This is a genomic window from Ralstonia sp. A12 (assembly GCF_000801955.1).
Lineage (GTDB): Bacteria > Pseudomonadota > Gammaproteobacteria > Burkholderiales > Burkholderiaceae > Ralstonia.
In genome coordinates, this window is the sequence record NZ_JSZO01000001.1 from 754,697 (window position 1) to 775,039 (window position 20,343).

Consider the following 20,343-nt stretch of genomic DNA (forward strand, 5'->3'; position numbering starts at 1 on the left):
TGGATTTCAAGCCGAGACTGCAGCACAAAATCGTGCGATGCAAAAATCGGCGCTAACAGGCGATTTTACCGGATTTCAGGGGGCCTCCCGCGCCTCTTTTTGCGGCGCCGCCAGCATCAGGCCCCGGGCGTCTGTTCAGCCTGCACGGCCAACCATCCCTGCACGGCTGACACATCGAGGAAATAGTGGCACAGCTCGCGCGCGGCCTCGGGCGGCGTATCGGGCGCGCCGGTCATGAGCACCGGTACCAGTTCGCCGAAACGGTCTTCCAGCGACGGATCGCTATCAACGTCCACCTCGTGCAACTGAAAAGAAAAATCGCGCCGGAGGGGTTCCAGCGCGACCTTCATGTCGTCGCACAGATGGCAGTAGGTGCGGCCGTAGAGCGTCAGTTCGATCACTGACCGCCACCCGACCGCGCCGTGCTCGGGCGCATCGTCACCACTTGCGTGGCGTCGCCGCGGCGTACAAACACAGCCACCATGCGGCTCTTGTCGAGCTTACCGACCACGTCGTTGAACTGCTTGGCGCTGGTGACATCGGTATCGCCCACCCGCAGGATCAGATCACCCGCACGAATGCCAACGCGCGCAGCCGGGCCTTCCGCCACCTGCACCTCGACACCCACCTTGGTCTTGAACTCGCGCTGTGCACCTTCGGACAGATCGGCCACCACTAGCCCCAGTGCATTCGGCTTACCCGGGCCCTGCTGGCTGTTATCCGGCTGGGCACCCTTGCCGCGCTGCGCGACCTTGGTATCGGACGGCAGCTCAGCCACGGTCACGGTCAGGTCACGCGTCGCACCCTTGCGCCACACCTGCACGGTCGCGCGTGTACCAGGCTTCGTCTCACCAACCTGACGCTGCAGGTCACCCGCCTTCTCAACATCGCGACCGTTGAACTTCAGAACGATGTCGCCAGCCTCGATGCCAGCCTTGTCAGCCGGACCGCCCGATTCGACATTGCCCACATACGCGCCGCGCGCACGGCCCAGACCCAGCGATTCGGCCGCATCCTTCGGTACGTTGTCGATTGCTACGCCGATACGGCCGCGCGTCACGCGCCCCGTCGCCTTGATCTGCTCGGCCACGCGCATCGCCTCATCGATCGGAATCGAGAAGGAGATACCCATGTAGCCGCCGCTCTGGCTATAGATCTGGTTGTTGATGCCGATCACCTCCCCGCGCAGGTTGATCAGTGGCCCGCCCGAGTTGCCCGGGTTGACGGCCACATCCGACTGGATGAACGGCAGGTAATCGCCCGTATCGCGCCCCTTGGCCGACACGATGCCAGCCGTGACCGTGTTATCCAGGCCGAACGGCGAGCCGATCGCCAGCACCCACTCGCCCACGCGCACCTTGTCGGAATCACCCTGCTTCAGGCTTGGCAGACCGCTGGCCTCAACCTTGACCAGGGCCACATCGGTACGCTTGTCCAAGCCAATCAGCTTGGCCTTGAACTCGCGCTTGTCGAGCAACGTCACGTAGATGGTCTCAGCGCCGTCAACTACGTGGGCGTTGGTCAGAATGAATCCATCACCAGAGATGATGAAGCCGGAACCCACGCCACGGCTCTGCTCTTCTTCCTGTGGCTGCGGCGCATTGCGGCGCTTCTGGCCCTGCCCCTGACCAGGCATGCCCGGCATCGGCACACCAAAGAAACGACGGAAGAACTCAGCCATGTCGTCGTCGTTCGGGCCACCTTGCGTGCGAACCTTCTCGGTCGTGCGGATGTTGACGACGGCCGGGCTAACCTTCTCGACCAGATCAGCAAAATCGGGCAAGCCGTACGTGCCCGTGGCCACGCTGCCCGTCGCGTTCTGCGCGTAGGCCGGCGCGAGCGCACTTCCGGCCGCCATCAGGGCGGCGACGCACAGCAGGCGCAAGGCATGAACGGTTCGAGCGGTACGCATGAAGGCTCCCCGGAACAAAGACAGAGTGAGAAATGCGCCGCGTGATCAATTCACGCAGCTTAAGCTTAAGACAGGCGTCAGCTTATTGCGGCGCGCTGGCTGGCTTGTTGGTTGTCGAGTTGGCCGCGTTGGCGGAAACCGGCTTGTAATCAACCGCTGCACCAAACTGCTTGATCGTAGCAAACGGCACTTCGCCCACCACTGTCAGCCAGAAATCGGCAACGCGGCGCACCATCACGTGCGTAGCGCCCTGCGAGATGAAGCCTTCGCGACGCGTACGCTTCTCGGAAACCGGCTCGATGAAGAGCGACAGCCCCGCCAACCCATCGCTGAACACGACCTGCTGCACCTCGAAGCTCGAGCTGCCCTTGCCTGCCGGCGCAATGTCGCCCAGCGGACGGCGCACTTCACGGATCTTCTGGAATCCCTTGATGGGAGCGCCAATGGTCCAACCCTGATCAGCTAGGTTGGTCGGCTGCGTGACGATTTCGTACTGGTTCCAGCCGCTCAGGTTCTTGAGCGCCGCGATGATCTTCTGCTTTTCTGACGGCACACCCACTTCGACCTGCGAGAAGGCGACCTGCTCCAGCACCTTGCCGTCGTCGCCAATGGTCTGTGCACGCATCAGCAAACCACTGTTGTGGTCGGCCCAGATGCGGTAGGCATAACGGAACCCGTCTTTCGGATCGAGCTGGAACACTTCGCAATCCATACCGGCCACGCGCTCGGACGGCAGGTGGCGCATGTCGTACTGGTCAAGCACATCGCCATTAGTGGTGGCGAGCAGCGCCGGGAAGCTGTCCTTGTGCTCCTGCTTTTCAGTCACCACCAGCTTGACGTCGTAGATCAGGTTCCGGACGACGTCGTTCTGGCGCAGCATTTCACGCTGCTTGCCGTCCAGCGCCTCAACGCGCTCGTACTCGTTGTTGAAGAGATCGGCGTAGTGCTGAATCCGCGTGGAATGCATGCCGGTGCCACGCTGATAGGTCAGCGTGCCGACATAGTTCTGCTTGAGCGCTGCGCGATGGATTTTGGCCAGCCATGAGGCGGCCTCCTTGCGCGGCATGGGTTCGACTTGCGGCTGCGCAGCGGCAGCCAGCGTCGACGCACAGAGAAGGAGAAAAACGGACCGACGAACGGCCTGCAGCTTGCGGGCGCCTGCCCCGGCAACGGGGTGCCACACCTTCGACATGGATGCCCGCATTATTCCTGATTGGAGTCCTGAGTGTTCGACACCCCGTTGGCCACCGCACGCAGGTACGGAACCACCATGCCGTTGGTCGCCGATTGGCGATGGGCACTCAGGTATTCGTCCAGTCGGGCGTCGCGGATCATCGGCGTGCTGTCGGTCGAGGCCAGCGTCATGCCCGGTGCGTCGGCACCCTGTACCGCCTTGGCAACCAGTGCCGGCGAGGCATTGCCGCCGTCGGCGGGACCGCGCAATTGCGGCACGACCACCCAGCTAACGGCCGCCACAGCAGCAGCCACGGCGGTCGAAGGCATGATCCGGCGGACCCACGAGGGGCGAACCAGGAAGCGATGCCTCTCTTCGGCTTGCTTGCGCTGTGCCACAGCCGGTACCAGCAGGTGCGGCTCGGCTTCGAGCTTGGCCGAGAATCGGCTGAGGAAATCTTCGGAGGAACGCGTGTTCAGCAGATCTTCCGATCGGAGCACATCGCCGATCAGTTGATACTCGCGCCAGTGCGCCGCGCCCTCGCCGTCCTTGGCGAGTTCGACAGCCGACGACACCTCGTGCGCCGCCAGTTCACCGTCCATCAATGCGGAGATACGCTGCGCGAACTCCGCTTCTGCTGTCTGCATTTGAGCCTGACCCATTTCCCGACCCCAAAAACTCCAACGTCCAATCAACGATCCGAGAGAAGACTTCCCGAGGTTTCACCGTTTGCAGCCGGGGTTCACACCCTCGGCCACCGGCTTGTCATATCGGCTGGCTACCACCGTTTGCCCTCCACCGTTCCCAGCAGGGGGCGCAATTTCTCGGCAATCGCCTCGCGAGCCCGGAAGATCCGTGACCGGACCGTCCCAATCGGGCACTCCATCGCTTCGGCGATTTCCTCATAGCTCAGACCCTCGATCTCCCGGAGCGTAATTGCGGTACGCAATTCCTCGGGCAGCGCTTCCATCGCACGGTTGACCGTTTCGGCCACCTGCTTGGTGTGCAGCATGGAGTCCGGCGTATTGATATCCCTTAGTTGCTCACCGTCGGCAAAAGTTTCAGCCTCTTCGGTGTCAATGTCGCTGGACGATTCAGGGCGCCGGCCCTGGGTTGCCAGGTAATTCTTGGCCGTGTTGACGGCGATGCGATACAGCCACGTATAGAACGCGGATTCACCCCGGAACTGGGGTAACGCACGGTAAGCCTTGATAAAGGCATCCTGTGCCACATCCTCGACTTCGGCCGGGTCACGGATCAGGCGCGAGACGAGACGAATGATCTTGCGGTGGTACTTGACCACCAGCAACTCAAACGCCCGCTTGTCGCCTTGCTGGACGCGTTCGACGAGGATCTGGTCGGCTTCGCGTTCACTCACGGATTCTTCACCTGCAGTGTATCGCCTTGAATTTTTATGACTTCGAAACGTTGTATTTTACCTACGACACACCAGTCACCTGCGTGGCCATCGGTGGTGGCCCCAGGCGCAACAGACTTCGCATACGGCGCAATGGCCCGACGGCAAACCAAGGCGGCATCAGCACGAATATCTGAGGACACCACCCGCGATGCGCAACGCCAAGAACCAAGACGCGCTGCCCAAGCGACCACGACCATAACAGAGGTGCATTTCGGACCGCTTGAGGCACCTCCAGCCGCACCTGCCAGACCGGCTGACCGGGCTCGTCATCTGCTTTGAGACGGGCGCGCCACATCAGTTCCATAGCAAGCGGTGAACGGTTCACTGCCAGCGGAATGCATGCTGCCACCGCCAGCGCGCCGATCACAATCCACGTCAGCACTGGCAGCGCGCCACCCCACGCGCCGACCAGCCAGAGCAAGACAAAGCAAACAAGGCCCGTCATGCTAAGCCGGCCGATCATGCACAGCCGCCGATACGGCGCTGGGAAAACGATGCGCTGAACAACCAAGGTGGGAAACGAAAAACGGCGCACAACCCAGAGGCTGCACGCCGTACAGCGTTACGGACGCGTGAACACCAGCGTGCCGTTGGTCCCGCCGAAGCCGAAGTTGTTCTTCACGGCAACGTCGATCTTCACATCACGCGCGGTATTGGCGCAGTAATCGAGATCGCACTCGGGATCCTGATTGAAGATGTTGATGGTCGGCGGCGATACCTGGTTGTGCAGCGCCAGAATCGTGAACACCGACTCCAGCCCGCCCGCGCCGCCCAGCAAGTGGCCAGTCATGGACTTGGTGGAGTTCACGACGACCTTGCTGGCGTGATCGCCGAAGGCCGCCTTGATGGCGTCAGATTCGTTCTTGTCGCCCAATGGCGTCGACGTGCCGTGCGCGTTCAGGTACTGAACCTGATCAGCGTTGATACCGGCGTCGCGGAGCGCATTGAGCATGCAACGGCGCGGGCCGTCCATGTTCGGCGCTGTCATGTGGAATGCGTCACCGCTCATGCCGAAGCCCGAGACTTCTGCATAGATCGTGGCGCCACGTGCCTTGGCGGCTTCGTACTCCTCGAGCACCACCACGCCAGCACCTTCACCCAGCACGAAACCGTCGCGATCCTTGTCCCACGGACGGGACGCGGTTGCCGGATCATCATTGCGGGTCGACAGCGCGCGCGCTGCGGCAAAACCACCGATGCCCAGCGGCGAAACGGTCGATTCAGCGCCACCGGCTACCATCACGTCGGCATCGCCAGCCTGAATCAGGCGAGCCGCCAGACCAATGCTGTGCAGACCCGTCGTACAGGCAGTCACGGCCGCCAGATTCGGGCCCTTCAGGCCGAACATGATGCTCAGGTGACCCGAGATCATGTTGATGATCGAGCCCGGCACGAAGAACGGCGAAATGCGGCGCGGGCCGCGATTCGTGTATTCCGCGTGGGTATCTTCGATCATCGGCAGACCGCCAATGCCGGAGCCAACCAGCACGCCGATGCGGTCGGCGTTGGCTTCGGTCACTTCCAGTCCACTGTCTTTGAGCGCTTGCACGCCCGCGGCAATGCCGTAGTGGATGAAGGTATCCATGCGGCGCGCCTCATTGGCGGGGATACCGTAATCCTCGACATTGAAGCCCTTCACTTCACCTGCGAAGTGCACGGCCAGCGCGGAATGATCGAATTTGGTGATGGTGGCGATCCCGGTCTTGCCGGCGACCAGATTGGCCCACGCTTCGGCGACCGAGTTTCCCACCGGAGAGACCAGCCCCAGGCCGGTTACGACTACGCGACGACGGCTCACTATGCTTTCCTGCAACTCTGTATCAGCGACAAAGGCCACAGAAAACGCGCCACCCGGTCAAACCGGACAACCGCCCTTTCTGTGGCCCGCGATGTCAAGAGATCGATTGACGCTTACGCCTTGACGTGGGCGGTTGCGTAGTCGATAGCTTGTTGCACCGTGGTGATCTTCTCGGCTTCCTCGTCCGGGATTTCCATACCGAACTCGTCTTCCAGTGCCATCACCAGCTCAACCGTATCGAGCGAATCCGCGCCCAGATCGTTCACGAACGACGATTCGTTCTTGATGTCGCCTTCAGCGACGCCGAGTTGTTCAGCGACGATCTTCTTGACGCGTGCTTCGATGTTGTCCATTTAACCCTCCAGGGAAGTATTCGACAAAAAGTGCGCGCATTCTAGCAGGTTTGGGCGGTGAAAAACCGCGCCTGAATCCTTGCAAAAATTGCGCCCAACATGATGCTAAAAGCCTGTTAAATCAGCGATTTCACAGGATTCTGCGCATGCGCAAGACCCTACACAATCGCCGCCGGGACGGCTTCCTTATCCCATGTACATGCCGCCGTTGACGTGCAGCGTCGAGCCCGTAATGTAGCCCGCTGCCGGTGACGCCAGAAAGGCAACCGCGCTGGCAATGTCTTCCGGTGCGCCCAGGCGACCCAGCGGAATCTGCGCCTTCAGCGCGGTGTGCTGTTCTTCCGACAGAACCTTGGTCATGTCGGTATCAATAAAGCCCGGCGCGATGCAGTTGACCGTGATGTTGCGGCTGCCGATTTCGCGCGCCAGCGCGCGGGCCATGCCCTCTACGCCAGCCTTGGCCGCAGCGTAGTTCGCCTGACCCGGATTACCGGCCGAACCCACCACCGAAGTGATGTTGATGATGCGGCCACCGCGCGCCTTCATCATCGGACGCAGCACGGCGCGCGACAGGCGGAACACCGCGGAGAGGTTCGTGTCGATGACCGACACCCACTCCTCGTCCTTCATGCGCATCGCCAGGTTGTCCTGCGTGATGCCGGCATTGTTGACCAGAATGTTCAGGCCGCCGTGCGTTTTGATGGTCTCATCGATGACAGCTTCGCAGCGCGCAGCTTCGTTCACGTTGAGCACCACGCCCACGCCCTTCACACCAGCTTCGGCAAAGTAGGCCGTGATGGCCTGCGCACCGGCTTCCGACGTAGCCGTACCGACCACCGTCGCGCCCTGACGCGCCAGCTCCAGCGCGATGGCACGGCCGATGCCGCGCGATGCGCCAGTGACGAGCGCGACCTGGTTGTTCAATGCTTGGGTCATACGAATCCCGTTGATTATTTGAGTTGGCCCAGCACGGCCTCGAGCGAAACCGGATCGAAGATCGCATCACCGATGATCTCACCGTCGATACGCTTCACCAGGCCAGCCAACACCTTGCCCGGGCCGCATTCAACTACGCGCGTGATGCCATCGGCCTTCATCTTCTGGACAGTCTCGACCCAGCGCACCGGCGAAGCCGCTTGGCGCACCAGCGCATCCTTGATGGCAGCCGGATCGCTCAAAACCGCTACATCCACGTTGTTGATGACAGGAATAGCCGGGGCGCTGACCGTCACGTTGGCGAGATACTCGCGCAGACGATCCGACGCCGGCTTGAGCAACGACGAGTGGAACGGCGCCGACACCGGCAGCGGCAGCGCGCGCTTGGCGCCCTTCGCCTTGGCGATCTCGCAAGCCTTCTCGACAGCCGCCTTGGCTCCGGCGATCACCACTTGAGCCGGCGCATTGAAGTTGACAGCCTCGACCACGCCTGCGCCCGATGCTTCCGCGCATGCGGCACGCACATCGTCATCCGACAGACCGAGGATCGCGGCCATGCCACCCTCGCCCACCGGCACGGCTTCCTGCATCGCCCGCGCGCGGAAGCGCACCAGCGGCACAGCATCCTTGAAGGCGATCGCACCGGCAGCCACCAGCGCCGAATACTCACCCAGGCTATGGCCGGCCACGACGGTCGGCACCGGGCCGCCCGCAGCTTGCCATGCGCGATAGACGGCAACGGCAGCCGTCAGCATGACCGGTTGCGTGTTGGTGGTCAGGTTCAGCTCTTCAGCCGGACCTTCGGCGATCAGCTTGCCGATGTCCTGGCCCAGCGCTTCAGACGCCTCAGCCAGCGTAGCCGCAACAGCCGGATGATCGGCAAACGTGTTGAGCATGCCGACCGATTGCGAACCCTGGCCGGGAAAGACGAAAGCGAATGTCATGGCTCGTATTGTTCGTTCTGGAAATTCGTCGATCAGAAACGCAGCAGTGCCGCGCCCCAGGTAAAGCCGCCGCCCACGCCTTCGAGCATCACATGCTGACCACGTTGGATGCGACCGTCGCGCACAGCGACGTCGAGCGCCAGCGGAATCGAAGCGGCCGACGTGTTGCCATGCTCGTCAACGGTGACGATCAGGCGCTCGTTCGACAGACCCAACTTCTTGGTCGTGCCTTGCATGATGCGGATGTTGGCCTGATGCGGAATCAGCCAGTCGACCTGCGACGCATCAAGCTCGGCAGCAGCCAGCGCTTCGCGGGCAACCCTGTCGAGCACCGTCACGGCCAGCTTGAAGACCGCCTGGCCATCCATGTATAGGAAAGCACTGCCTTGGATCGCACCCGCGGCCACATTACCCGGCACGCACAGGATGTTGGCGTGGCTGCCATCGGCGTGCAAGGCAGTCGACAGAATGCCCGGCTCGTCCGAGGCCTGCAGCACCACGGCGCCGGCGCCGTCGCCAAACAGCACGCAGGTGGTGCGGTCGCTGAAATCGATGATGCGCGAGAACACTTCCGAACCGATCACCAGCACGTTGCGGTGAGCACCCGCGCGGATGAACTTGTCGGCCGTCGACAGCGCGTAGACAAAGCCGGAGCACACGGCTTGCACGTCGAACGCCGCGCAACCGTTGGTGATCCCCAGCTTCTGCTGCACGAGACATGCCGTGCTCGGGAAGACGAAATCCGGCGTGGACGTCGCCACCAGAATCAGGTCGATCTCGGAGCGATCAATGCCGGCCGCCTCGATGGCGCGCTCGGCCGCCTTGACGGCGAGATCGCTACACGAGACATCGGGCTCGGCAAAGTGGCGTGCACGAATACCGCTGCGCGTGACGATCCACTCGTCGCTCGTTTCGATGCCCTTCTCGGCCAGTTGTGCAGCCAGTTCTTGATTGGTGACCCGCTTGGGCGGCAGGTAGCTGCCCGTGCCGATGATCCTTGCGTAACGTGTCATGTGCGGTGAGATGAATGCTGTACCGGGGGCCGATGCGCTCAGGCAGCGTCGGCGGCCGGTGTAGACGTGGAGACAGGCGCAACAGCGGGCGCAGCGCCAGCCGCGTCATGGTGCGATTCGAACGCCTGCGCAATGCGGGCGATCACGCCGTTGGCCGCCGCGTCGTAGGCGCGCTTGATCGCCCATCCGAACGCGTAGGCATCGGCCGAACCGTGGCTCTTGATAACCAAGCCACGCAGACCGAGCAGCGCAGCGCCATTGTAGCGGCGATGGTCCATGCGGCGCTTGAGGCTAGTGATGACAGGCAGCGCCACCAGGGCCAGCAGCTTGGTGAACCACGAGCGGCTGAACTCTTCGCGCAGCATCTCGCCAATCATCTTGGCGAGGCCTTCGGTGCTCTTGAGCGCCACATTGCCGACAAAGCCGTCACAAACAACGATGTCCGTGGTGCCCTTGAAGATGTCGTTGCCCTCAACGTTGCCGAAGAAGTTGAGATCTGAGGCGCGCAGCAGCTCACCGGCCTGCTTGACGACCTCGTTACCCTTGATGACTTCTTCACCGATGTTGAGCAGGCCCACCGTCGGGCGCGGCTTCTGCTCGACCACCGACACCATCGCCGAGGCCATCTGCGCGAACTGCAGCAGGTGCGCGGGCTCGCAATCTGCGTTGGCACCGAGATCCAGCACCGTAGTGCCGGAGCCCTTCTCGTTCGGGATGGCGGTCGCAATGGCCGGGCGATCGATGCCGTCCAGCGTCTTGAGAACGTAACGCGACACGGCCATCAGGGCACCGGTGTTGCCGGCGGAGACGCACGCTTGCGCGGCGCCTTCCTTGACCTGATTGATGGCCACGCGCATCGAAGAGTCTTTCTTCTTGCGCAGCGCGACCTCCACCGGATCGTCCATCGACACCACCTCGGAGGCGGGGACGACATGGATGCGGGGGTTCGCGGTAGCGTGAAGTCGCTTGAGCTGCGCAGCAATGACATCGGGCTGCCCGACGAGCAGCATTTCGACGTCTTCGTGTGCGGCGAGGAATTGGATCGCTGCAGGGATCGTCACGCCAACGCCGTGATCGCCACCCATGCAGTCGATGGCAAGCTTGATGGTCATGCGAGTCTGAGTTGCGGTTTCACGTGCGGCTTCCGACCATAGGCGCCGTATGGTACACAAACCCGTACGCGCATTGCCGAATTTCGCTCAACAAAAAAGCGGCAAATTGGCTTGCCGCTTTCTTGTTTGCATCATGAACCTGTGCGTTCAGACCAACCCAACGCGCTTGCCAGAGAACTGGCAAATCGCATCAGTCGTTCTTGGTCTTCACAACCTTGCGGCCACGATAGTAGCCGTTCGGGCTCACGTGGTGACGCAAATGGACTTCACCCGTGGTCGGCTCGACAGCGATCGGGGCCGTGGTGAGGAAGTCGTGCGAACGATGCATGCCGCGCTTGGACGGCGACTTCTTGTTTTGTTGAACAGCCATGACTGACTCCTAAGCAATTTGATCGATTTTATCACATCACACGGAGCCGGAGCGTAGCCATTCCGGTAGGCGTGTGAAACGTACTGCCATCAACGCGCGCAAACCTGCGTGCGCCTAATGTTTGGTCTTCAGATTGGCCAGCACCGCAAACGGCGACGGCTTCTTTTCGGCTTCCGCCTCTTCCGGCAAGACCTCATCCGGGCAGACCGCATGACGAGGCGACACCGGCAACGCCAGCAGCAACTCGTCTTCGATCTGCGCGATCAGGTTGAAGCTGCGTGAGCCGACGATGACATCTGCCTCGTCGTCGTCCAGCGGCGCCGCATCAGCCTCTTCCTCGGAACGCATCACTTCCAGGCGCGTACGCACCGGCAGCGATTGCTCGTAGGCGTGCAGGCAACGCTGGCATTGCAACCAGATCGAGCCATCCACCTCTAGATCAACGAAGAGGCGCTGACGGGGCGACTGACCCGCGGTGGCTTCCTCGCGCACTATGCCCTGCATCTGCCAACGAAACTGCCCGTTGACATCAGCCGGCGCATCGGCGGCTTGCTCAGCCTGCAGACGGGGCATGTCGGTCAGGTTGACCGTGTCGTTTACCTGCTCGCCCGCGCGGATGAACGCGAAAAGATCGAATGCACGAAAATTCACAGATCGAACCCGCTGAAGCCGTTGGTGCGCAAAACCTGATTTGTGCCGCCTCGAGCGTCGCTCCGACACCTTGCGCCTGGGCGCCCGGTTTGCGACACTGCGCGGCCAAACCGCGAAACGCGGGATTATAACGAGAAAAAACCTCTGACGTCAAAAGGTTTTCGCTCAAAATCCACTGCATCTTCAAGCACTTATGACCTCTGCCTCGCGTCCGCCGTTGATTCTCGGCTCCAGCTCGCCCTATCGGCGGGAATTGCTCGAACGCCTGCGCCTGCCGTTCGAAATCGTCGTACCGAACATCGACGAGACCCCCGCTCCGGGCGAATCGCCCGACCAGACCGCGCTGCGCCTCGCCCGGCAGAAGGCCGAGAAGGTGGCACTGGACTATCCGGGCGCCCTGGTGATCGGCTCCGACCAGGTTGCGACGCTGGACGGCAAGCAGGTCGGCAAGCCCGGCGACCATGCCCGCGCGCTCGCTCAACTGCACTGGATGCGTGGACGCACCGTCACCTTCCACTCGGCGTTGTGCCTGTACGACGGCCGCACCGGGCAGCATCAAAGTGAAGACATACGCACACTGGCAACCTTCCGCGACCTCTCTGACGAGGAATTGGACGCCTACCTCCACCTGGAGCACCCGTACGACGTCGCCGGCAGCGCCAAATCCGAAGGCCTGGGCATTGCCCTGCTCGAGCGCGTGGAATCGTCGGACCCGACGGCGCTGGTGGGCCTGCCGCTGATCGCGCTGACCAGCATGCTGCGCAACGTGCACTACCCTCTTTTCGTCTAAACCATGGCCGGCACGCTTTATCTCATCCCGAATACGCTCGGCCTGCGCGATGCGGCCGACCCGCTGCCTGACGTAATTCCCGCAGGCGTGCAGCAGATCACGGCGCAACTCGACTACTTCGTGGCCGAACACGCCAAAACGGCGCGCGCCCTGCTCAAAAAACTGGCGGAAACCACACCGCTGGCGCGGCCGCTGCAGGAAATCACCATCCGCGAACTGAACGTCAAGACGCCGGAATCGGAGTTGAAGGACCTGCTTGCGCCAGTGATTGCCGGGCGGGATGCGGGGCTGATGTCCGAAGCCGGCGTGCCGGCGGTGGCTGATCCGGGCGCAAATCTCGTGCGACTGGCCCACCGGCACGGGGTGCGTGTGAAGCCGTTGGTGGGGCCCAGCTCGATTCTGCTGGCGGTGATGGCTTCCGGCCTGAACGGCCAGAGCTTTGCGTTCAACGGCTACTTGCCAGTTGACGCGGGCGAGCGCAAAACCAAGCTGCGCGCGCTTGAGCAGCTTTCGCGCTCGGCAGGTCAAACCCAGGTATTCATCGAGACGCCATACCGCAATGGCGCGCTGCTGGAGGCGATCCAGGCTGGCTGCGCGCCGGGCACGCTGCTGTCCATCGCGGTGGATCTAACGCTGCCCAGCGAACAGGTAGTCACCCTGCCCGTGAGCGATTGGCGGGCCGACCGCATGGACTTGCACAAGCGGCCGGCCATCTTTTCGCTGCTGGCGCGCTGAAGGCGCCAGTGCGGCTTACTCCTTCATCAGCAGCTTGAGCTGGCCCGTGGAGGCCAGCGCCTTGACGGCCCCCGCACCCATCGCCGTACCAAGCTTGCGGGCAACGCGCGAGGCGAAGTTCTCCTTGACCGTGTAGTCGACCACGTCCGGCGCCTTGATGACGTTGCGCGCCACGAAGTCTGCACTACCGAGCCCATCGGCCAGACCCAGCTCAACCGCTTTCGAACCGGTCCAGAACAGGCCCGTGAACAGCGTCGGATCGTCTTTCAGACGGTTGCCGCGGCCTTGCTTGACCACATCGATGAACTGCTGGTGGATGTCGTTGAGCATGTCCTGCGCGTACTGCTTCTGCTGCGGCGGCAGCGGCGAGAACGGGTCGAGCATCCCCTTGTTCGAGCCGGCCGTCAGCAGGCGGCGCTCCACACCGATCTTGTCCATCAGGCCAGTAAAGCCAAAGCCGTCCATCAGCACGCCGATCGAGCCGACGATGCTGGCCTTGTCGACGTAGATCTTGTCGGCAGCAGCGGCCACGTAGTAACCGCCCGAAGCACACATCTCCTCGACCACGACGTACAGGGGGATGTTCTTGTACTTGGCGCGCAGACGGCGGATGTCGTCATTGATCATGCCCGCCTGCACGGGCGAGCCGCCCGGCGAATTGATCTTGAGGATCACGCCGACCGTGTTGTTGTCGGCAAACGCCGCTTCGAGCGATGCGTTGATGTTCTCGGCGCTGGCGTTCGTGTTGGCGGCGATTTCGCCGTCGAGGTTCACCACAGCGGTGTGACGGCCGGTGCTGACCGTTTCGCCCTCAAAACTGGCGAACGCCCAGAGAATCAGACCAACGATACCCAGCGACACAAAGCGGAAGAAGATGCGCCAGCGGCGTGCAGCGCGTTGCTCGCGCACCGTCGCCATCAGCACTTTTTCGAGCACCTCGCGCTCCCAGCCACTTGGCTGCGCTGGGGCCGCCGCGGGAGCCGCCGATGCAGACTTGCCGGCAGCCGAATCACGAAGCTCGGCTTCGAGCGGGTGATCGGCGTGCTGCGTAACTTCCAGTGTTTCCGGCTTGCCGGCGCCCTCTTCGGGTGCGTTTTCAGGCCCTTTCGGCGGATTCGAGTCGGTCATAAACGAAGTGGGGAACGTTCGAAGAAGTCGAGAGAACTGGCGACACCATCATGCCGGTGGAACGGGCGCCGGTGCGGGGGCCGGCGCACGAAACAACGCATCGGGCTGCCACCAGACGCCGCCGTCGCGCTCGGCAATGTCGAGCTTGGACAGATGTGAGCCCCGGCACGGCCCGCCGACACAGCGGCCAGTGTCCGGCTCGTAGATGGCGCCGTGCGTCGCGCACATCAGATACAGCCCGGAGCTTTCAAAAAACTGGCCTTCCTGCCAATCCATCTCCATTGGCACGTGCGCGCACTGATTCAGGTAAGCGTGCACACCGCCGGCATAGCGGACAACGAAAGCGCTGATCGTGCGCCCTCGCACTTCCACAGGAAAACGCACGCCCAGGCCGCCATCTTCCAGCACGGCGCTCTCGCAGATGCGAACCGGCTCGGTCATCTCAGGCATGGTCAGCCAACCAGCGATGCAGATCAGCGACCGATTGGGCGCAGTACAGCGGCGTCAGCGTATGCAGCACGTCGGCAGGATGCGCGCCATATGTGACGGCCACACCGGCGGCCCCTGCATTGGCAGCCATCTGCAGGTCATGCGTGGTGTCGCCGATCATCACCGTGCGCTCAACATCCATGCCGAGGTCGCGCGTGAGTTCAAGCAGCATCGCCGGATGCGGTTTGGAGAACGTCTCGTCAGCACATCGCGTGTTGTCGAACACGCCGGTCAGGCCGGTGACTTCCAGCGCCCGCTGCAGGCCGATGCGCGATTTGCCAGTCGCCACGGCCAACAGGTAGTTCTCGCGGCGCAGTGCGTCGAGCATCTCGCGCACACCCGGGAACAGCACCAGTTGCGAATCGCGGCTGAGGTAATGAAAACGATAACGTTCGGCCAACTTGCCGTAGTCCGCCGGGTCAAGCGTCGGCACTGCATATTCGAGCGCGTCGCGCAGGCCCAGACCGATCACGTGACTCGCGCGCGTATCGTCCGGCACGGGCAGGTCGAGATCCCGGCACGCCAACTGGATCGACCGGGTAATGGCCGACGTCGAATCCATCAAGGTACCGTCCCAGTCGAAAACGATCAGGTCAAAGCGCTGCTGAGGCATCGGAATCGGGACTCTGAGATTGGAACGCGTTGAGGAAATCGGCGCACTCGGCCGGCAACGGCGCATTGAATGTGACGATTTCGCCGCTGTGCGGGTGCGTCAACTGCAGGCGGTGCGCATGCAGGAACATCCGCCCCAGCCGCGGCGACGCATTTGCGCGCGATAGCGCCTTGTTGAGCGCGAAATCACCGTATTTGTCGTCACCAAGGATCGGGAAGCCCGCATGTGCCAGATGCACGCGAATCTGGTGCGTGCGACCGGTTTTCAGCTCGGCTTCGAGCAGTGTGTACGGTCCAAACACGCCCACCTTGTTGAAAATCGTATGCGACGGCTGCCCGTCGGCCTGTACGCGCACGCGGCGCTCACCTTCGGGCGTGGTGAACTTGTGCAGCGGCGACTTGATGTGCTGGCGCTTGTGCGGCCAGACACCCTTCACGGCAGCGAAATAACGCTTGTCGAGTTGCCCTTCGCGAATCTGCTCATGCAGCGCCACCAGCGCCGAGCGCTTCTTGGCCAGCAGCAGGACACCGGAGGTCTCGCGATCCAGACGATGCACCAGTTCAAGGAACTTGGCTTCCGGGCGCGATTGACGCAACTGCTCGATCACTCCAAACGCAACCCCCGAACCGCCATGCACAGCGACGCCGGCCGGCTTATCGATCACCAGCAGGTGCGCATCTTCGTGAAGAATCGTGAATTCAGCCGCCGGCACCGCACGCGGCGCCTCAGTCTGCTGAGCGATCCGAAGCGGCGGAATACGCACCAGATCACCGAGTTTCAGGCGGTATTCGGCATCAATCCGGCCTTTGTTCACGCGCACCTCGCCTGAGCGCAGGATGCGGTAGATATGGCTCTTGGGCACGCCCTTGGCCAGGCGCATCAGGAAATTGTCGATGCGCTGCCCTTCGGCGTCTTCACCGATTTCCACGTAGGCGACGGATTTGCCATCGAGTGCGTCACGCGCGGCCTGTTGAATGCGGCCATCAAATGGATGGCGTAACTCATTCATTTTCAATATAATTTTCTCGCTGGACAGTCGTTTAGGCGCCAGCAAAGCCGGTCGGGACGAAACAACAGCTATTGTACACAGCCACCGTTTCCGTCCGGAACGTGCCGCACCCCCGCCCACTTGTGTTACAAAGCTAATCACGTGGCCGGTCCAATCGGCACGAAAGCAGCACGCACCGCTGTCCCATCGCGCAGGACGTGAACCAAAGATCACGTCGGCAAGATCGGCCAGCGTAGAACGAGCAGCTGGTAGAACAGAATTCAAAAGCGGGCGCCACATGGTCTCCATACGGCGCCCGCTTGGTGAAAGAAGCCCTTGCCGCACCACAGTTGGTGCCGGCCGGCTCAGTATCCGGTTACCGCGTTGCCATGGCGGTCCGGCGGCAAAACTCCAACAAGCAGCACGCCGCCCGATTCGCCCCGCCGCGGGTTTCGCCCGGACACGCCGTCCGTCAATTCGCTCTTTGTGGTCGCTTCACGCGACTCGCCGCCGCCGGCCCGCCGCCCGTAAAACAAACGCGCTGGGCCCACGGCACGAGTGACAGGACGCGCAAACCAGCGAAACGCAGCGCCAACCGCGCACGCCAATTTCGCCCTGCCATCCCCACCGTGACGCCCTCATTTCTTTCGCCCGTGCCCCGTTGCGCCGTCTTTTCATCGGCCGACACCCCGGCAATTCGTTGACCACCCGCTCCGCCTTCGCGTGCTCCATAAAGCGCCGTGCATGCACGGCATTGGAGTGAGGTTGCAATGAAACGCATGTTGTTCAATGCGACGCAGCAAGAAGAATTGCGCGTTGCCATTGTCGATGGTCAGAAACTGATCGACATCGACATCGAAACCGCCGGGCGCGAACAGCGCAAAGGCAATATCTACAAGGGTGTCATCACCCGCATCGAACCGTCGCTGGAAGCGTGCTTCGTCAATTACGGCGAAGAGCGGCACGGTTTCCTCCCCTTCAAGGAAGTCGCCCGCGCCTATTTCAAGGACGGCGTGGACGTGCGCAATGCGCGCATCCAGGATGCGCTGCGCGAAGGCCAAGAACTGATCGTTCAGGTTGAGAAGGAAGAGCGTGGCAACAAGGGCGCGGCCCTGACCACGTTTATCTCGCTGGCCGGCCGCTACCTGGTGCTGATGCCGAACAACCCGCGTGGCGGTGGCGTGTCGCGCCGCATCGAGGGCGAGGACCGTCAGGAACTGCGCGAAACCATGGCGCAGCTGGAAGTGCCGGACGGCATGAGCATCATTGCCCGCACCGCCGGCATCGGCCGCTCGGCGGAAGAGCTGCAGTGGGATTTGAACTACCTGATGCAGTTGTGGAAGGCCGTGGACGGCGCCGCCGTCGACAACAAGGCCCCGCTGCTGATTTATCTCGAATCCAGTCTGGTGATCCGCGCCATCCGCGATTACTTCCAGCCGGATATCGGTGAAATCCTGATCGATACGGACGATATCTACGATCAGGCCCGCGCTTTCATGAGCGTGGTGATGCCCGACAACATGAATCGGGTGAAGAAATACCGCGACGACGTCCCCCTGTTCTCGCGCTTCCAGATCGAACACCAGATTGAATCGGCGTACTCGCGCATGGTGATGTTGCCCTCGGGCGGCGCCATCGTGATCGACCACACCGAGGCGCTGGTCGCCATCGACGTGAACTCGGCGCGCGCCACCAAGGGCGCTGACATCGAGGAAACGGCTGCGCGCACCAACCTCGAAGCCGCCGACGAAATCGCCCGCCAGCTCCGCCTGCGTGACCTGGGCGGCCTGATCGTGATCGACTTCATCGACATGGAGTCGAGCAAAGCCCAGAAGGACGTCGAAACCCGCCTGAAAGATGCGCTACGCCACGACCGCGCCCGCGTGCAGATGGGCAAGATCAGCCGCTTCGGCCTAATGGAACTGTCACGCCAGCGCCTGCGTCCGTCGCTGTCGGAAGGCTCGCACGTCACCTGCCCGCGCTGTAACGGCACGGGCCACATCCGCGATACCGAATCGTCCGCCCTGCAGGTGCTGCGCATCATCCAGGAAGAGGCGATGAAGGAAAACACCGCCGCGCTGCACTGCCAGGTGCCGGTGGAGGTGGCTGCCTTCCTGCTCAACGAGAAGCGCCAGGACATCAACCTGATCGAGACGCGCTTCAAGGTCAATGTGCTGCTGATCCCGAACAAGCATCTGGAGACGCCGCACTACAAGCTCGAGCGCCTGCGCCACGACGATCCACGCCTGGACGACACCAAGGCCAGCTACAAGATGGCCGAGGAAGCCGCCAAGGAACTGGAAGCCGACACCGCGTACAGCACCCGCAAGGAAGCTGCGAAGCCGCGTCAGGAAGCTGCCGTCAAGGGCATCACGCCGGAACAACCGGCGCCGGTGTCGGTGCCGCGTCCTGAGCGCCCGGCCCGTACCGAGGCTGCCGCTGCCCCGCAAGTGGCTGCGCCGGTGCCCGCGCAAGGTGGTTTCATTTCGTGGCTGAAGTCGTTGTTTGGTGGCAAGCCGGCTGAGCCGGTGGTTGCAGCGCCAGCCGAGGCTCCGAAGCAACGCGCTGAAGATGCCAACCGCCGCGACCGTGGCGGCCGCCAGGATCGCGGTGGCCGTGGCCAGCGTGGCGAACGTGCAGAACGTGGCGAGCGCCAGGGTCAAGGTCAACAACAAGGCGGTCGCGACGGCAACCGTCAGGGCCGTGACCGCAACGAAGCCCGCGAAGGTCAGCAGCAACAAGGCCAGCGCGAAGGGCAACGTGACGGCCAACGTGGCAACCGCGATCGCAACCGCCAACCGGCGCAGGTCGAAGGCGGCGCGCGCGAAACCACTGAAGCCCGCCAGCCGCAACAAGGCCAGGAAGCCCGTGGTGAAGGCCAGGGCCGCCGCGAGCGCAACCAGGAACGCCGTGAGCGCCAACCGCGTGAAGGTCGTGAGGCCCGCGAACCGCGCGAGCCGCGTGAAAACCGCGAACGTGACCAACAAGCCAAGGAAGCCGCTGCAGTTACAGCCCCGCTGGCAGCCGAGGACCTGATCGACCAGGCTGCTGCTCCGCAAGTGCCGCAGACCCTGCTCGACACCACGACCCCCGCGGAAGCCACTGGCGCAGAAGGCGTGGTTCCGGGCGCGGAAGGCAACGGTGATGGCGAAGAGCGCCGCCGCCGTGGTCGCCGTGGTCGCAACCGCTATCGCCGTGACCGTGAGGGCGCAGAAGGCGTGCGCGCTGAAGGTGAGGGCGAAGGCGAAGCTGAAGACGGCGAAAACGCTGCTGCGGAAGCCAACGTGCATGCAACTCCCGAAGGTGGCCAGCCCACTGAATCGGTTCTGCACACGACCGTGACCGAGCCGGTGCAAGCCACCTCGTTCGCGCCGGTCGAGGCAGCTGCCCCGGTGGTGCATGAGCCCGTGCACGCGGCAGAATCCGTGGCACCGGTGTCCGCTATGCCTGCCGTACAGCCGATCGAACCGGCCGTGGTGGCCGCTGCGCCGGCAGTGGAAGCTGCTCAGGCTGCCATCGTGACGGCACCGGCCGAAACGCCGGCACCGGTCAGCACTGTGGTCAAGGCATCGCCGCTGTCGGTTCAGTCGCTGCAAGGCATGCTGACCGACGCTGGCATGACGTGGGTTCACACGGACGCACAAAAGCTACAGGCTGCACAGGAAGAAGCTGCTCGCACCGTCGTGGCGCCGCGTGTGCCGCGCGAGCGCAAGCCGCTGCCGCCGATCCAGCAAGGTCCGATGATTCTGGTCGAGACCGGCCGCGCATCAAGCGGCGCTGATCAGCAATAAACGCCTCACCCGGCGGCGGGGAACTCAACCCCTGCGCCGGCGCGTTGCCTGAGGGCGGCTTCGGCCGCCCTTTTTCCTGTGCGCTACGCGCGGAGCGAGAACTGTGCTCCCCGCGTCAAACAGGGG

At 62.9% G+C, this 20,343-nt stretch carries 21 protein-coding genes; 3 read left to right on the plus strand and 18 right to left on the minus strand.

Translation table 11 applies throughout. The annotated features are described in order from the left end of the window. Window positions 1-116: 116 nt before the first annotated feature. The 14 genes from PI87_RS03450 to PI87_RS03515 all read right to left on the minus strand — a co-directional run bounded on the left by PI87_RS03450 (window position 117) and on the right by PI87_RS03515 (window position 11,683). Window positions 117-401, minus strand: a complete 285-nt coding sequence (locus PI87_RS03450) for a glutaredoxin family protein (RefSeq protein ID WP_039596231.1) — start codon at window positions 399-401, stop codon at window positions 117-119. Beyond that, window positions 398-1,912, minus strand: a complete 1,515-nt coding sequence (locus PI87_RS03455) for a DegQ family serine endoprotease (protein ID WP_039596232.1) — start codon at window positions 1,910-1,912, stop codon at window positions 398-400. Before PI87_RS03455 ends, PI87_RS03450 begins: the two co-directional genes overlap by 4 nt. Before the next feature lie 82 nt (window positions 1,913-1,994). Further along, the gene (locus tag PI87_RS03460) at window positions 1,995-3,104 is read right to left on the minus strand and encodes a MucB/RseB C-terminal domain-containing protein (RefSeq protein WP_039596233.1); all 1,110 of its coding nucleotides are present in this window, start codon (window positions 3,102-3,104) and stop codon (window positions 1,995-1,997) included. A gap of 11 nt (window positions 3,105-3,115) precedes the next feature. Further along, window positions 3,116-3,748, minus strand: coding sequence for a sigma-E factor negative regulatory protein (locus tag PI87_RS03465; RefSeq protein ID WP_039596234.1), 633 nt, complete (start codon window positions 3,746-3,748; stop codon window positions 3,116-3,118). A gap of 116 nt (window positions 3,749-3,864) precedes the next feature. Further along, window positions 3,865-4,464, minus strand: coding sequence for an RNA polymerase sigma factor RpoE (gene rpoE / locus PI87_RS03470; RefSeq protein ID WP_021195369.1), 600 nt, complete (start codon window positions 4,462-4,464; stop codon window positions 3,865-3,867). A gap of 61 nt (window positions 4,465-4,525) precedes the next feature. Further along, a complete protein-coding gene (locus tag PI87_RS03475; protein WP_232313930.1) occupies window positions 4,526-5,041 on the minus strand; it encodes a hypothetical protein in 516 nt (171 codons plus the stop codon). 27 nt (window positions 5,042-5,068) lie between these two features. Then, window positions 5,069-6,304: a beta-ketoacyl-ACP synthase II gene (gene fabF, locus PI87_RS03480; RefSeq protein WP_039596235.1), complete on the minus strand. Its 1,236-nt coding sequence runs from the start codon at window positions 6,302-6,304 to the stop codon at window positions 5,069-5,071. Window positions 6,305-6,417: 113 nt separating this feature from the next. Next, a complete protein-coding gene (acpP, locus tag PI87_RS03485; RefSeq protein ID WP_021195372.1) occupies window positions 6,418-6,657 on the minus strand; it encodes an acyl carrier protein in 240 nt (79 codons plus the stop codon). A 186-nt stretch (window positions 6,658-6,843) separates the two neighbouring features. Beyond that, window positions 6,844-7,593 (minus strand): 3-oxoacyl-ACP reductase FabG, encoded by a 750-nt coding sequence (gene fabG / locus PI87_RS03490; RefSeq protein ID WP_039596236.1) that lies wholly within the window; start codon window positions 7,591-7,593, stop codon window positions 6,844-6,846. 14 nt (window positions 7,594-7,607) lie between these two features. Then, window positions 7,608-8,537, minus strand: coding sequence for an ACP S-malonyltransferase (gene fabD, locus PI87_RS03495; protein WP_039596237.1), 930 nt, complete (start codon window positions 8,535-8,537; stop codon window positions 7,608-7,610). A 32-nt stretch (window positions 8,538-8,569) separates the two neighbouring features. After that, window positions 8,570-9,550 carry a beta-ketoacyl-ACP synthase III gene (locus PI87_RS03500; RefSeq protein WP_039596238.1) on the minus strand — a complete coding sequence of 327 codons (981 nt, stop codon included), beginning with the start codon at window positions 9,548-9,550 and terminating at the stop codon, window positions 8,570-8,572. Window positions 9,551-9,588: 38 nt separating this feature from the next. Continuing rightward, window positions 9,589-10,662, minus strand: a complete 1,074-nt coding sequence (gene plsX, locus PI87_RS03505) for a phosphate acyltransferase PlsX (protein ID WP_039596239.1) — start codon at window positions 10,660-10,662, stop codon at window positions 9,589-9,591. 190 nt (window positions 10,663-10,852) lie between these two features. Beyond that, the gene (rpmF, locus tag PI87_RS03510; RefSeq protein WP_003268823.1) at window positions 10,853-11,032 is read right to left on the minus strand and encodes a 50S ribosomal protein L32; all 180 of its coding nucleotides are present in this window, start codon (window positions 11,030-11,032) and stop codon (window positions 10,853-10,855) included. 114 nt (window positions 11,033-11,146) lie between these two features. Continuing rightward, on the minus strand, window positions 11,147-11,683 hold the full coding sequence (locus PI87_RS03515) for a YceD family protein (RefSeq protein WP_039596240.1): 537 nt from the start codon (window positions 11,681-11,683) through the stop codon (window positions 11,147-11,149). Window positions 11,684-11,876: 193 nt separating this feature from the next. On the opposite strand from PI87_RS03515, the gene PI87_RS03520 reads away from it, so the two are divergent. After that, window positions 11,877-12,473 (plus strand): Maf-like protein, encoded by a 597-nt coding sequence (locus PI87_RS03520; RefSeq protein WP_039596241.1) that lies wholly within the window; start codon window positions 11,877-11,879, stop codon window positions 12,471-12,473. Window positions 12,474-12,476: 3 nt separating this feature from the next. Then, complete coding sequence (locus PI87_RS03525; protein ID WP_039596242.1) at window positions 12,477-13,208, plus strand: SAM-dependent methyltransferase; 732 nt, start codon at window positions 12,477-12,479, stop codon at window positions 13,206-13,208. A 15-nt stretch (window positions 13,209-13,223) separates the two neighbouring features. Here the strand turns inward: PI87_RS03525 and PI87_RS03530 are convergent, their stop codons facing one another. Genes PI87_RS03530 through PI87_RS03545 form a run of 4 tightly spaced genes read right to left on the minus strand, consistent with a single transcriptional unit; the run spans window position 13,224 to window position 16,447 of the window. Then, on the minus strand, window positions 13,224-14,336 hold the full coding sequence (locus PI87_RS03530) for a S49 family peptidase (RefSeq protein ID WP_039596243.1): 1,113 nt from the start codon (window positions 14,334-14,336) through the stop codon (window positions 13,224-13,226). Window positions 14,337-14,384: 48 nt separating this feature from the next. Further along, complete coding sequence (locus PI87_RS03535; RefSeq protein ID WP_039596244.1) at window positions 14,385-14,786, minus strand: Rieske (2Fe-2S) protein; 402 nt, start codon at window positions 14,784-14,786, stop codon at window positions 14,385-14,387. Further along, complete coding sequence (locus PI87_RS03540; RefSeq protein ID WP_039596245.1) at window positions 14,779-15,438, minus strand: HAD-IA family hydrolase; 660 nt, start codon at window positions 15,436-15,438, stop codon at window positions 14,779-14,781. The genes PI87_RS03535 and PI87_RS03540 overlap by 8 nt, the downstream gene beginning before the upstream one ends. Next, window positions 15,419-16,447, minus strand: coding sequence for an RluA family pseudouridine synthase (locus tag PI87_RS03545; RefSeq protein WP_039596246.1), 1,029 nt, complete (start codon window positions 16,445-16,447; stop codon window positions 15,419-15,421). The genes PI87_RS03540 and PI87_RS03545 overlap by 20 nt, the downstream gene beginning before the upstream one ends. Window positions 16,448-17,196: 749 nt before the next feature. Between PI87_RS03545 and PI87_RS03550 the strand changes: the two genes are divergently transcribed. After that, window positions 17,197-20,217: an Rne/Rng family ribonuclease gene (locus tag PI87_RS03550; RefSeq protein ID WP_039596247.1), complete on the plus strand. Its 3,021-nt coding sequence runs from the start codon at window positions 17,197-17,199 to the stop codon at window positions 20,215-20,217. The last annotated feature ends 126 nt before the right edge of the window (window positions 20,218-20,343 follow it).

Bases quoted from the DNA above. Each gene is read 5' to 3' on its own strand.
- PI87_RS03455 (WP_039596232.1), bottom strand. From the start codon at position 1,912: ATGCGTACCGCTCGAACCGTTCATGCCTTGCGCCTGCTGTGCGTCGCC.
- PI87_RS03530 (WP_039596243.1), bottom strand. From the start codon at position 14,336: ATGACCGACTCGAATCCGCCGAAAGGGCCTGAAAACGCACCCGAAGAG.
- acpP (WP_021195372.1), bottom strand. From the start codon at position 6,657: ATGGACAACATCGAAGCACGCGTCAAGAAGATCGTCGCTGAACAACTC.
- PI87_RS03500 (WP_039596238.1), bottom strand. From the start codon at position 9,550: ATGACACGTTACGCAAGGATCATCGGCACGGGCAGCTACCTGCCGCCC.
- plsX (WP_039596239.1), bottom strand. From the start codon at position 10,662: ATGACCATCAAGCTTGCCATCGACTGCATGGGTGGCGATCACGGCGTT.
- fabD (WP_039596237.1), bottom strand. From the start codon at position 8,537: ATGACATTCGCTTTCGTCTTTCCCGGCCAGGGTTCGCAATCGGTCGGC.
- PI87_RS03460 (WP_039596233.1), bottom strand. From the start codon at position 3,104: ATGTCGAAGGTGTGGCACCCCGTTGCCGGGGCAGGCGCCCGCAAGCTG.
- PI87_RS03545 (WP_039596246.1), bottom strand. From the start codon at position 16,447: ATGAATGAGTTACGCCATCCATTTGATGGCCGCATTCAACAGGCCGCG.
- PI87_RS03525 (WP_039596242.1), top strand. From the start codon at position 12,477: ATGGCCGGCACGCTTTATCTCATCCCGAATACGCTCGGCCTGCGCGAT.
- fabG (WP_039596236.1), bottom strand. From the start codon at position 7,593: ATGACCCAAGCATTGAACAACCAGGTCGCGCTCGTCACTGGCGCATCG.
- PI87_RS03535 (WP_039596244.1), bottom strand. From the start codon at position 14,786: ATGCCTGAGATGACCGAGCCGGTTCGCATCTGCGAGAGCGCCGTGCTG.
- PI87_RS03520 (WP_039596241.1), top strand. From the start codon at position 11,877: ATGACCTCTGCCTCGCGTCCGCCGTTGATTCTCGGCTCCAGCTCGCCC.
- PI87_RS03465 (WP_039596234.1), bottom strand. From the start codon at position 3,748: ATGGGTCAGGCTCAAATGCAGACAGCAGAAGCGGAGTTCGCGCAGCGT.
- rpmF (WP_003268823.1), bottom strand. From the start codon at position 11,032: ATGGCTGTTCAACAAAACAAGAAGTCGCCGTCCAAGCGCGGCATGCAT.
- PI87_RS03550 (WP_039596247.1), top strand. From the start codon at position 17,197: ATGAAACGCATGTTGTTCAATGCGACGCAGCAAGAAGAATTGCGCGTT.
- PI87_RS03540 (WP_039596245.1), bottom strand. From the start codon at position 15,438: ATGCCTCAGCAGCGCTTTGACCTGATCGTTTTCGACTGGGACGGTACC.